Consider the following 12,084-nt stretch of genomic DNA (forward strand, 5'->3'; position numbering starts at 1 on the left):
TGGCCACTGACATACGACGACAAAATCCGGCGTTGACCACGGTTCGGACAGTAATGGGCCAAAGAGCTGGCGTGCTTGGTCGCCCGCCCTGGAGTGCGTAAACTCGAAAGTGATCTCGCAGCCTAGGGCGGAAAGGTGAACGTAGTCGCTAGCCATCCTTACCGGCCGCCCCGAGCAGAGATGCTATCGACTGACCCTCAGTGTCCGGGTCAGTTAGTAGCCATTCGGCAAACTCGCCCCGGACCTTCAGTAGCCGTTTCGCGTCCTGATTATAAACAAATATTTCAAAGCCCAGTGCGAAAATCTTCCACCGACCGCGGAAGCAACGAGTTGTTCGTCCAATATCAGCCGAAGCTATTGTTCCCACCGTATTACACGGCCGCCTTTCGTGAAGTCGCGCCGATGGCCACACTGTAGCTCAACGTGTCGGGACTGGGTTCGCAACCCAACAGCGCCGCGAGGTCGGCATCCAGTGTTGCAGGAGTTTGGAACACGCCAAGTTCGTGTGTTGTCGACAGAAGCGCTACACGTTGCGCGATCCTCCCCAGAAGAACGTGCGGCGATACATAGTGCCGTGGACATCCCGTGTCGATCGTTGACATTAGCCATATCATCGCAGCGCAGTTTCGGACCCATCCCTGGCCGATCGTGACCCGAACGATGTCATCGACGGTCGCGCGGTTTTCTGTCGTCACGAATTGATTGTTAACGTTATCCCAGTAGTGAAGGGTTTCTGCCGGAAGTCCGGAAATTTTGAATGGTGCGATAAACAGTGTCGCTGTTGAGACGCTGCTGTCGGCAACAAGGGAGTGTTGGATAATGGACCGCAACCGTGACGAAGTGATCTGCTGATCGGTGAATGACCTGCTAGTTATTCTCTTCCGTAACGGTTTTGCTATGTCCGTCAATCCGGAAATTGAGCGCCCGTTGCTGGCCTCTCGCTCGGTTGGGACAGCGTGCCCGGCTGGTGTACTTGCTTCGGTCCACGCCAAAAGGGGTAGATACCAGCCCTTTTCCGCCCATCGCCGAACCTGGGGCCATAGCACGCTAGCGTGTGTTTGCCGCAGCAGCAGGCCGTTGCTCTCAAGGCGCTCGATGTCGGCCTCTGAAGAACATGGTATCGCCTCAACGATGTCCTTGGTCGTAGTATAGCGATCGCGAGACCGGCTCGGTGCGCCTCGACTTGACGGAATACAGTGCGTCAGGATCGAAAACTCGACAGGACTCAGGTCAACACGTCGATGTTTCGGATAGGCGATGTTTCCGGTTAGACCGCCGTTCTTCAAGGTGAAGTATGCGAATGGGTTTAAGACAAACGGTTCGCCGATGTCTTGTTCGGTGGTGTTGGCAGCGCTGCCATGATAGACGGGACTGAGCCCTAGCGGGGAGTTGTCAATAGGAATATCGATACGTCCTAGCTCGGGCTCGCGGAAATCGTCGGCGCCAAACCCACACAGGAGCCGGCCGGGGTGTAGGTATGCATCTGTTCCAAGAAAGCGCAGTAGAATGAACAGGTTCTCGATGACGTGTCCAGCATCAAAGAGAACAGCTCGCGACGATCGCGGGTCACGATAGCGCCACATTGCACGCTCTAGCCGTGAACGAACTGACAGCGTCAGTCCTGCACCTGCCGACGCAGGCGTTTGTGTCTCTGTTTGCACAAGAGCGTGGTTCTCCGGGTCGTAGAAGTACGTACCCGGCTGTATCCCACACCAAGAATGTCCCATCTCCAACCATCCCTCAGTGGGATGTTTCGCCCCACCCGACGGATTGGCTTTGCGGACACGCTCACCGCCAGGAACGCGAAACGAGCCGATCTGCCCGAACGAAAACCTCAGCACACTCGCGAGACCGTTGAGGTCGAAGTCGCGCCCTTGCGTACCAGCCTCTAGGTCAGACCACGAAACGTCTGGTAGGGTAATTGACTTTCCAGTGCGCTTGGTCCAAATAGATGGCATCTCCGACTCGTCGGCGTACTCAGCCATCAACGCGCGATCGAACTGATACGCTTCGGGCGACGAGTAATCTACGAACGGATAATCGTGCACAATCCGCTGAAACTTTGATAAGAAGTTTTCTGGGCGCTTCGGTGATGTGGCCCTAGTATCACATTCTACCACCAGCCCGGCGTGTAGTAATTGGTCAACGATGCAACGAGGAAGATTATTCGAGTGTGGCCAGTCATCGATAAGGTATTTCAGCACGCGCGGTATGTCCTTGGTCCGTACATCGTCCTCGCTTCGCACCGCTAAATGCGAACGGCGCGTTGACGTATCGTAGATAACCCACTTCCCAGGCCCCATATACGTCGGCGCGAATAATCTCCGCTGAAGAATGACCAAATCAGGATTTCGTACGTATTCAGCAGCACTCATACCAACATCACTTCCGCCCACCTAGGAAGCTCTCTTCGACCTTGGCCATCTTCGAGCCCAGAAGATGGAGATATAAAAGATGAGGTGGTTCCCGCTCGGAAGGTCGAGCAAGAACCACCTCTCGAAACGGAACTATTTGGAATCCCGCAGAACTGGGCCATTTCCGCTGTCTGAGTGAAAGTCTGTTTGCAGGAGCGCCCGAACCGCAGAAGGAAGTTCCTCTACAAGTGCCTCCGGCATTGGAATGGTGTAGGTCTTAGCCACCGGGTGGTCGCTCGGCCTGTCAATCTCAAACTTTTTCAGTTCAGAAAAGCGAATCATGTAGTGCGTGTCGCTGTCCAAGTCATGAATCAGAACGTTGGGCTCAGCGGAGGTCAAAGGATTAATGTCCGGCATCGCATCGATGAGCGATTCATCCGTCAAAGCAAAGGTAACGTAGGGCTGGTCAGATGCTGCCGCAGCGGCGTCAACCTCGTAGTCGTGAAGATCGCTCGACGTAAGAAAATAAGCGGTCTCACGTCGCGGGTCCTGAATACAAATATCACGCAGCTTTTGACTGGTGGTCACGAGAATCCTCCCTATATATACCCGTTACACTCCAAATAGAGATCCTTTCGAAACGTCGGCATGATGTCAATGCTCCATCCGTGTCGGCAGAACCAGACGTACTTGCACAGCGTGATAGGACTTACCCCCAACCGAGGGCGGCTCGCCTCGCCGGGGCGCTGACGCAGGCTGGTTATGCTGTAGCTGTCCACGAGGAAGCAGGACGGCTCGATCGACTGGCGACTACGTAGTGTATCGAACTCATTTCCGAACGTATCCGCAGATCGGCCAGGACCGATGACGCTAGCGACAGCTCGGCGGTGCTGCCCGAACGACCTGTCACGTTGGTGGCGAAACTGATCTCAGATCGCCTCACCTGCGGTGCGTGGATTCTTGACCCCAACGAGGAATCGGCAGCTACCGAGAAAGGAGGAAGATACACTCGCATGGAGAAGTCTTACCTTCATGTCTCAACGATTGTCGGTGCTAATGGCTTTCGTGTAACGAGCCGATAGATTGATCGCCAGACGATCCAGACGAACCAGCAAGCCCATACGACAACAAATGCCGCGGCGATGATCGCCCAACCTGCCACGAGGAATGGGCCAATGATCAGCCAGGCGCAAAGCTGCACGAACCAGCTAGCGCTACGACTCGGACCCCCTATTGGCATGGAGAAGCTAAACGGTCCGGGCAGTGGAACGTTCATTCGCAGGGGCATCCGGTCTCCTCCCTCTACCTGATCATTACTTCGCTACATGGCACGTCAACTCAGTGATCGGCGCCGTAGAGCGATCCCCAGCTCCGTAGTCCGACCTCCGAGTCTGTGCCGATCCGCACTGGTCCCATGTCCTCGGCCATGTGCCGTGCGATCTGGCGAGCCCCCCACTGGGCGTGTTCGGCCGGTAGGGAGGCTACCACCTCATCGTGGATGGGAAGCCGGATGTAGGGGGTGTAGCCCGCCTTGTGCAGGCGGATGATGCCTCGGCAGGTCACGTCCCGGCTGTACGACTGGACCATGTAGTTCAGCGCGGAGTACGGCCGGTCCCTGTCGACTGGCAGGCGACGGCCGATGGGGGTGGTGATGTAGCCCTGTGCCTTCGCTTGCCTCTCTAGGCGTTGCTTGAAGCGTTTGACGCCTTGGTACATCGACCAGAAGGTGTTGACGGCCTTCTTGGCGTCCTCGGGCGCGACGCCGAACTGTTCGTTGACGGCTCGCCACGTGCCGCCGTAGCAGACCGCGAAGTTGGTGCCTTTCCCGGCCTTGTACTCCTTGGTGTCCTTCTCGACGTGCTCGCCGAAGGCTGCCCGAGCGGTGAGCAGGTGCAGGCTCAGCCCTCGGTCGAAGGCTTGGATCATCCTCCGGTCCTGGGACAGGGCGGCGAGCACGCGCAGCTCTTGCGTCTGGTAGTCCACCGACCCGATCCGGTGCCCGTCGTCTGCGACGAAGCAGCGACGGATCATCCAATCCCCGGCCGGAAGGGTTTGGGCGGGGATGCCCGTGATGCTCATCCGGCCCGAGCGCGCTTGCAGTGGGTTGATCGAGGGGTGGCACCGGTCGTGCTCGTCCCTGGTGGCCAGGAACGTGTCGACCCAGGTGGTTCGCCATTTGCGGGCACGTTTGGCTTCCTGGACCGCGATGGCGAACTCGTCGCCGGCTGCGGCGAGCGGTTCGAGGATCGACTTGTCCACGCTGAGCTTGCCGCTGGCGGTGCGTTTGGTCAGTTCCACGCCCCGGCGCTGAAGGACGTGGGCTACCTGTTCGCCGGAGTTGACGCTCTCGCATCCGAAGCTCTGCGCGACCGCCGTGTACTTGTCCTCTTCTTCGCGAAGCCGGTCGGACAAGGACTGGGTGTACTCGACATCCAGCAGGAAGCCGGTCCGCTCGTACTCCGAGCAGATCTCGGAGACCTCCCGCTCGAACGGGATCAACTTCGGCGCGGCCGGTGGCAACTTCGGCCAGAGAAGCTGCGTGATGCGCGAGGCCAGGATTGTGTCCATCCCGGCATACAGCAGGTAGTCCGGGTCGAACAGGTCGACCTTGGTCCAGATCTTCGCCTTGGTGGTCTTGTACTTCCGCGCCAGGCGCAACATCAGACCCTTGACGTTCGTCGCGAGCTCGGCGTCGATGTAGTGGGCGGTCAGCTCTTCCAGCTTGAGCCCGACGCCGCCCTTCTTCGGATCACGAGGGTCGACCAGGTGTGCCAGCGTCTGGCTGTCGGTGACCTTGGGCCACAGCTCTTCCATCGGGATACCGAGCGTGCGCGCGAACACCTGGAGGTCGAATCCAGCGTTGTGGACGACCAGGGTCCGCAGGCCGAGCAGGGCTCGCCGTACGTCGTCGGCGAACGGGCCACCCAGCTCGACCGGCACGACCCAGGCTTCGCGGCTGTTGCCGAACTGGACCAGGCGCACGGCGAAGCCGGGGCTGTAGATGTCCAGTCCGGTTGTTTCCGAATCGACAGCGAGGCAACGCAGGTTGGACCGGATGAAGGTCCGGAACCCGTCGAGGTCGTCCGGGCGCTCCACGACCCGGATGACCACCTGCTCCCCGCTGACGGCGTGGCGGAATTCCTTCACCGCCTCCCCTCCCTGCAATAGGACTTAAGTAATCGACCGAATTAACGGGTCGTCCGGTGGTAGATGCCCCGGATAAGGCGACTCACGGTGGCCGGGTTGATGTCGAAGGCGTAGGCGATCTCGCGCTGACTCATCGTTCCCGCCAGGCCGCGAATCCGTTCGACCTCGCGACGGGTGAGCTTCTTGCGGTTGTTGGTCGCTCCGCGCAGGCGGCGGTTTTCGTCGGTGAGCGCGGCCACCTGTGTCTTCAGGGCGTTGAGCTGGTCTTGGACGGTGCCGATCAGCTCGATCGTGCGGGGCGTCAGGGCTCTTGCCATCAGTTGCTTTCCTCTACGTCGTAGAACTGCACGCCGGCCAGCGGGACGACGGCTGCCTCCGTGGGCGTTCGGTTGCTGGGGTCGTGGAGGGGTGGGCAGGACAATGCGCCTGCCCACCCAGGGGTGGGGTTACCTGCGGTTGTTGGCCCACTCGCGCTCGCAGATGCCGTCCGGGCAGTCGAAGGCTTCCCACTTCTTGCCGTTCTTCTGGGAGAAGCCGGACTTGTACTGGCGCTGGCCGTGCTCGCAGAAGCGCTGCTCGCCGTTCGGTGCCTGCGTGGCGCCCTCCGGCTTGCCGGAGGGCTGGCGGCGCTGCTGGGCTCCGGCCTGGCCGCCCGTGCGCTGGGCTCCGGGCTTTTCGACGCTGGCGTAAAGCTTCTGGAAGTAGCTCGCTCCGCCCGCGACGAGGTTGAAGACGGCCTTCAGTGCCTCGGCATTTTCCCCGGACACCTGGCCGTAGACCGCAGCCAGCGTGGGTCCCTCGACCACGACCCACGGCGCGTCGTAGCCGCTGGATGCCTTGAATGTCAGGCTGACGCGGGTGCGGCTCTCCTCGGGCTGGTCCTCCCACGGACCGGTGTTCGTGGCCGGCGCGTTGTTCGGTGCCGCGTCGGCCGTGTCGTCGGCCGCGGTGGCAAACGGGTCGGCGAAAGCCATGTACTGAACTCCTCTTGATCGTATGACTTAACTATCGGAGCGAGCGACGGTTCATGCGAACGAACGCTGCTCCTCCTGCGCGACGAGGTAGGGGCTCTGCCGGGCGGGCAGGGCCGTGCGGCTGCCGGGTCCTTCGGTGTAGTCCTGCTGGCGCGCTCGGCCGAGTCGGTTCATCAACTCGGTCAGCTTGTCGGCGCCTCGCTGGACGCCTTTGCGTTCGTTCGGTCGGGACATGGGCACGCAGTGCACGTAGCGCGCCACCAACGCCGCCGCGTAGGAAGCGTGCTCGCGTTCCAGTTCGGCGAACGCCGCTCGGAGGTCGAGCGGTGCGGGATCGTGGCCGTCCCCGGCCTCGACCAGGACGCCGTTGTCCAGCATCTCGCGGACTTCCCTGGTGGAGTAGTTGTAGTTGCCGGAGAAGTGGTCGTAGTCGTTGCGGTAGTCGGACGCGATCTGCTGGGCCATCCGGTACAGGCCGCGCCTGCGTTGCCGGCCGGCTAGATCAGTGACGGTGGTCGCCTGCCGGTCGCGGAGCAGCCGCAGGGAGATCTCTTGGGTCAACTCGTCGGCGTCGATCGTGCCCGGCCATTCCACCGCGGTCACCTCGGCCACCCGGCGTAGCTCGTCCATCAGCTCCAGCAGGGCCGTGTTCTGGTCGATGTCCACGTTTCCTAACTCATCCTCCCTGTATGACTTAATATTTAGATCGTGAAAACGGCACCTTCGACGGTGAACCTGCGATGCTCGATCGGGATGGTCTCAGCGTGAACGTAGTTTCCGTCGCGGTGGACTATGGCGAATCCGGCCTGCCAGTTCGCCGTAGCGGTATCGAGGTAGGACGCGAGCTTCTGATTCATCAGGTGTCCCACTTCGACGCCGGTCAACGTCTGCTTCACCTCGCCGTTGTAGCCCAGCGTGTGATGAAGGGTGCCGAGCCGGTGAGTATGTCCCATGATGAGCGAGGCGCCCATCTTCTTGGCCGCGTTCAACGCTGTGTTTCCGGCGACCGGGCTGAGCCGGATCTTGCCGAGGTGCCCGTGGGTGATTACCCATCCTTTGGCGAACTCGTACCAGTCAGGCAACTTCGTGACACCGAATGCGTCGAAGTCCAGGAGCGTTTCGAGGTTGAACGCCCCGGACTCCGCCAAGGCCGGCGCGTACTTCGACAGGTACGTCCTCGGACGAAGGTCGTGGTTGCCCTCCACGACGCCCACGGGGCCGTCGTAGACGGCCCGGAGCGGTTCCAGGAAGTGCCGCTTGCCGTAGTCGCTGTCGGCGAACACGGAGCCCTCGTACTCGGCGGCCGTGCCCTTCGACCAGCGCGACGGCTGAGGGTAGTCCATGAGGTCACCGATCTGCACAACTTCGTCCGGCTGGTACTCGCCCACGAAGTTGATGACCGCCTTCAGCGCCTTGCGGTCCTCGTACGGCATCTGAACGTCGCTGATGACGACGATGCGTTTGGTCAAAGAATCCCCTCCAGCGCGCTCCTGATTCGGCGCAGCCTGATGTGTTGCATCGCCGCGTAGTTGGCGAGGTCTTCGACCTCTTCGAGCGCGTAGTCCACGATCTTGATGGGATGCAGGGCCTCGAACTGCTGATGGGACCCACAGGCGTACTGTTCCTGGCCTACGCCGACGATGCGGCTCGTGCAGCGGTCAAGGAACTCGGCCGTGTAGTCCGCCAGCTCCTCGGCGGACATCCCGAAGCCGGGAACTCCCCAGTGGTCCTCGGGCTCTGATGGCTCTGGTGCAACAAACAAGATACTCAACTAGTCGTCAATCCTTTTCCGTAGAGACTCCGGGCCGTGCTTGACGGCCATGCTGTTCACGTCTTCGCCGGCCATCGCCGGGACCACTAGCGCGTTCGGCAGGTCTTTCGCGACCTTGACGGCGAACTCGCGTCCTTGGCCCGAGTCGTCGTTGTCGGCGAGAATCCACACCCGCTCGTGTCCCAGAAATAGCTCGCCAAAGTACGACTGCCACGCTTCGACGCCTGGCACGCCAACGGCTGGTACCCCCAGCACGGTCGCGGTGATGGCGTCGATCTCGCCTTCACAGATGGCGATGCGGTCTTGGTGGTCGAGTAGTGCGACGGTGTTGAACAGGCGAGGTTTGTCCCCGGCCATCGTGGCGTACTTCCGACCGGGGTGGTCCGAGTGGTCGCAGTCGGCGCGGATGCACCGAAACCGCATCGCGACCACAGACCATTCCCCTCGGGCTGTCCGCCGCAGGTAGGGGACCGCTAGCATCCCCCGGTACATCTCGTGCCCAGCCAGGGGCTCACCAACGAAACCGAGGCGGAACTTCTCGACGGTCTGCGTGACGCTTGGCCCCATGAGCCCACGCTCGTTGAGGTGATCCTCGGCCGCACTTCCGGCGAGGCTTTCGTGATACCTCGCCGTGGCGTCGGCCAAGAATCTCTTCCGCGCGTCTAACTGCCTTGGAATATGTCAATCCCTCCTCCCGTCTGATCAACGCGACGGCATCCCCTTTGGCGTCGCAGGCGTGGCACTTGAAGGCGTCACGCTGGAAGCTGATGGACGCCGATGCGTGCTCGTCGCCGTGAAACGGGCAGACACAGGCGTTCCACTCGCGACGGTCCTCCGGGGGACGCCAATCCGGGGAGTAGTGCCGGATCACGTCCGCAATCACCGTAATCCCTCTACTCCGTACGGCTTAAGTAGTAGTTATGGAGAAGTCGCAGGGCGAACGAACCGGGGAGTACCCACGCCGCGTCTTCCGGCTTGGCGAGGTGGCGCTTGTAGACGACCACTGCCTCGTCGCCGGTCTGGTTGGCGTCGGCCTGCGTCAGCGCGTCGTCCAGATGCCTCCAGAGCTGGATGCGGTCGACGGCCTTGCACTGCACGGTCAGGGGGACGTTGCCGATGTCGCCCCGATCGTTGGAGCCGTGCACCGCTCCGTTCCGGCTCGCCGAGGTCCACCCCACGATGTCCCGGAGCAGTCGCACGACCGTGTTCTCCCATTGCCGGCCACGGGCTTTCACCGCCCGGCCGTTCGGCGTCGTCAGCTTGCGTGGCCTAGACAAGGGCGTGCGCCTCCTCGAACACCCGCCGCTGATCGTCCAGCGGCATCGTGCCGTCCTGCTCGAACGGCGATTCGCCAAGCTCGGGGTCCCGGATGGTCATCGTGTCGCCCAGGAACTCCAGCTCGGCGTAGTCCTGGCCCGAGGAGTCCGCCTTGCCGTTGCGGTTCTTGACCGGAGCGACACGCAGCAGATCCGGGTTGTAGCCGTCGCCCGGCTGCTTGTGGATGGTCACGACCACCTCGGGAACACGGGTGATCTGCCCCTTCACCCCGGACAAGGGGATCGGCTTGGCCGCGTCAACGTAGTCCCCGGTCACGTGGTGCAGGCCGATGACGCAGGACTCCGTGTCGCGAGCCATGCCATGCAGATAGTCCATCAGCCCTTCGAGGCCGGCAAACGGGTCCCCGTCTCCGTCGCTGGTCCACACGTTCGTTACGTTGTCGACGATGACCAGCTCGGGGAAGTCGCCGTACAGCTCCTCGTACGCCTCCATCGTCGTCTTGATCTCGTCCAGACTCGGAGACGCCGAGTAGTTGAACCGGATCGGCGCCCCCATCAACCGCTCACGCACCACCCCCAGGTCGTTCGCGCGCACTGCCGCCGCGGACTTCGCCATCGACCAGCTCATGATCGAACTGACCGACCGTGTGAGCTGCACGAACGCATCGCTGTCCGCGCTGAAATACAGCGCCGACACCTTGCTCTTCAACGCATAGTCCAGCGTCACCGCCGACTTCCCGGTCCCCGGACCAGCACAGATCAAGATGAGCTGCCCCCGGATGAAGTGGATCTGCTTGCGCTCAAGGCTCCGGTACACGGCGGGAAGCGGGTCGCCGCCACTGCCGCGAACCCTCATGCTCTGCCACAGACTGTGAATGCTGTGCCTCCTCAGCTCTCGCCCCGAAGTAGGGCGTAGGCCGCGATCACGTCCCCCGGGCTGAACCACTCGGGCTTGGGGTCGAAACGGCCGGGCTTCAGGTACCCGGCCCACGGAAGTCCCCGAGTGATCCCCGTTCGCAGGACGCGACCGTTCTTCTGGACCGGCACGCCAAGCACCTCCGCGAGGTCGGCAGCGCCGGGTCGGTTGCGTTTCGGCCGCTCCACCTTCCGAAGACGCTCCTCCAACTCGACCGCCATGTTGTCCACGCGGCCGTTGACCTCATCCACCCGGCCAGCGACCAGCTCAACACGATCGTTGAGCGTCTGGAAAGCCGGAGCGATGGCCGCGGCCACCTCCGTACCGATCAGCTTCGCCCGACGAGCCTCATCGATCTCGACCGGCTGACCGGTTACAACCGCCTCGTGCGTGATCTCCTCGGCGTCCAGCAGGTACCGGCGGACCTCCTTGGCAACCTCGCTATCCCGCAACAACATGCACAGGTTCAGCACCGCTCGACGATCCCAAAGACCAACCTGACGTGCGTATTTGAAGCTAGGATGCTTGTCCCATCCAAGCTTGCCCTTCAGCTTCCGAAGCTCAGCTCCTTGAACGGTGCGATACCCATTCACCTCAAGCTCTGGCCGGTGGTCGTTGACGTGCGCTAGAACCGTTTTGGCCGGCACGGCACAGTAGGTGGACACCTGCTCCGTCGTCGCACGGCCATCCCCCGGCAAGGTCACCAGCGGCTTGACTCGCTCCAGTACGTCAACACGATGCACGAGCCGTGCCCGCTGCGCCTTGCTGTCGATGATCTCGATCTCGTTCATGCCTCCCCTTACTATTTAGACGTATCTTCAATATGACTTAAGTTTCAGGCCGCAAAAGAACAGGCGTTGGCTACCGGGCAAAACCTGCACTTGTCCGCCTCAGGGGCGGGATCAAACCTTTCGGCCCGGATACCGTCATCGACCTTGGCGTACTCGTCGCCGAGCCTGTCGGCGGACCAGCCGGTCAGGTCGTAGGGGATGGTCGGCTTGCCGGACACCCCCATCCAGTAGTCGCCGGTCGTGATCTCGATGTCGTAGGTTTGTTCCAGCGCTCGTGCGTAGGTGGCGAGTTGGAACTCATCTCCTGGCTGACGGCCGGACTTGATGTCGCGAACCACCGGCGACGCCTGGGTATGCGGCATGATCACCTGGTCGATGAAACCGCGCACCTCGACGCCGCCCAGGTCGACGCCGAACTCCAGCTCGATTGCCGGCGTGCCGTCCGGCGTGATCCAGATGACCTCCTCGGGATGTTGCCGTGTGTAGTAGGTGACGTATCGGTCTACCTGTTCCAAGCCTTTGGCGAACCGACGTTCTACGTCGTCGGGACCCGGATACCGGGGTCCCGAGCCGAACCAGTAGGTGAGGTTCGGTGTGTCGTCGGCCAGTTCGTTCACGCCGCGTTCGTATTCGTCGCGGTAGACCTGCTGCGCCTGCTCAACGCTGAGCCTCCGGCCCGAGCGCTCCCATGCCTCGGCCGCGGCGTGCACAGCCGTGCCCTGCGGTAACCAGGCCGCGGGCCGTGACCACGCTCGCTGAACTCGTTGCAGGTAATAGCGGTAAGGGCAGGCGGCGTAGTCCTTGTATTGGCTCACCGAGCGGTGCTCGACCATGACGTGCTCCCTGTCCGCTCG

General features: G+C 61.7%; 13 protein-coding genes and 1 pseudogene. All 14 read right to left on the reverse strand.

Annotated elements, in window-relative coordinates:
* Positions 1 to 371: 371 nt before the first annotated feature.
* The 14 genes and pseudogenes from FB471_RS22070 to FB471_RS22135 all read right to left on the reverse strand — a co-directional run bounded on the left by FB471_RS22070 (position 372) and on the right by FB471_RS22135 (position 12,063).
* Positions 372 to 2,375, reverse strand: coding sequence for a nitroreductase family protein (locus FB471_RS22070; RefSeq protein ID WP_142000305.1), 2,004 nt, complete (start codon positions 2,373 to 2,375; stop codon positions 372 to 374).
* A 132-nt stretch (positions 2,376 to 2,507) separates the two neighbouring features.
* Positions 2,508 to 2,942, reverse strand: coding sequence for a hypothetical protein (locus tag FB471_RS22075; protein ID WP_142000306.1), 435 nt, complete (start codon positions 2,940 to 2,942; stop codon positions 2,508 to 2,510).
* 750 nt (positions 2,943 to 3,692) lie between these two features.
* Complete coding sequence (locus tag FB471_RS22080; protein ID WP_246076522.1) at positions 3,693 to 5,519, reverse strand: DNA polymerase; 1,827 nt, start codon at positions 5,517 to 5,519, stop codon at positions 3,693 to 3,695.
* Between the two features lie 23 nt (positions 5,520 to 5,542).
* The gene (locus tag FB471_RS22085) at positions 5,543 to 5,818 is read right to left on the reverse strand and encodes a helix-turn-helix domain-containing protein (RefSeq protein ID WP_142000307.1); all 276 of its coding nucleotides are present in this window, start codon (positions 5,816 to 5,818) and stop codon (positions 5,543 to 5,545) included.
* 129 nt (positions 5,819 to 5,947) lie between these two features.
* Positions 5,948 to 6,475 carry a hypothetical protein gene (locus FB471_RS22090; protein WP_142000308.1) on the reverse strand — a complete coding sequence of 176 codons (528 nt, stop codon included), beginning with the start codon at positions 6,473 to 6,475 and terminating at the stop codon, positions 5,948 to 5,950.
* Between the two features lie 51 nt (positions 6,476 to 6,526).
* Positions 6,527 to 7,141, reverse strand: a complete 615-nt coding sequence (locus FB471_RS22095; RefSeq protein WP_142000309.1) for a hypothetical protein — start codon at positions 7,139 to 7,141, stop codon at positions 6,527 to 6,529.
* 35 nt (positions 7,142 to 7,176) lie between these two features.
* On the reverse strand, positions 7,177 to 7,944 hold the full coding sequence (locus FB471_RS22100) for a metallophosphoesterase (protein ID WP_142000310.1): 768 nt from the start codon (positions 7,942 to 7,944) through the stop codon (positions 7,177 to 7,179).
* On the reverse strand, positions 7,941 to 8,177 hold the full coding sequence (locus FB471_RS22105; protein WP_142000311.1) for a hypothetical protein: 237 nt from the start codon (positions 8,175 to 8,177) through the stop codon (positions 7,941 to 7,943). The genes FB471_RS22100 and FB471_RS22105 overlap by 4 nt, the downstream gene beginning before the upstream one ends.
* A gap of 69 nt (positions 8,178 to 8,246) precedes the next feature.
* Positions 8,247 to 8,891 carry a toprim domain-containing protein gene (locus FB471_RS22110; RefSeq protein WP_170220891.1) on the reverse strand — a complete coding sequence of 215 codons (645 nt, stop codon included), beginning with the start codon at positions 8,889 to 8,891 and terminating at the stop codon, positions 8,247 to 8,249.
* Between the two features lie 64 nt (positions 8,892 to 8,955).
* Positions 8,956 to 9,129, reverse strand: a pseudogene (locus FB471_RS35955) (CHC2 zinc finger domain-containing protein); the annotation flags it as partial.
* Between the two features lie 10 nt (positions 9,130 to 9,139).
* Positions 9,140 to 9,523 carry a hypothetical protein gene (locus FB471_RS22120; RefSeq protein ID WP_142000313.1) on the reverse strand — a complete coding sequence of 128 codons (384 nt, stop codon included), beginning with the start codon at positions 9,521 to 9,523 and terminating at the stop codon, positions 9,140 to 9,142.
* Positions 9,516 to 10,379, reverse strand: a complete 864-nt coding sequence (locus FB471_RS22125) for a DnaB-like helicase C-terminal domain-containing protein (RefSeq protein WP_211358095.1) — start codon at positions 10,377 to 10,379, stop codon at positions 9,516 to 9,518. Before FB471_RS22125 ends, FB471_RS22120 begins: the two co-directional genes overlap by 8 nt.
* Before the next feature lie 32 nt (positions 10,380 to 10,411).
* The gene (locus FB471_RS22130) at positions 10,412 to 11,230 is read right to left on the reverse strand and encodes a hypothetical protein (RefSeq protein WP_142000314.1); all 819 of its coding nucleotides are present in this window, start codon (positions 11,228 to 11,230) and stop codon (positions 10,412 to 10,414) included.
* 44 nt (positions 11,231 to 11,274) lie between these two features.
* Positions 11,275 to 12,063 (reverse strand): RecB family exonuclease, encoded by a 789-nt coding sequence (locus FB471_RS22135; protein WP_142000315.1) that lies wholly within the window; start codon positions 12,061 to 12,063, stop codon positions 11,275 to 11,277.
* Positions 12,064 to 12,084 lie beyond the last annotated feature (21 nt).

The sequence above is a fragment of the Amycolatopsis cihanbeyliensis genome, assembly GCF_006715045.1.
Lineage (GTDB): Bacteria > Actinomycetota > Actinomycetes > Mycobacteriales > Pseudonocardiaceae > Amycolatopsis > Amycolatopsis cihanbeyliensis.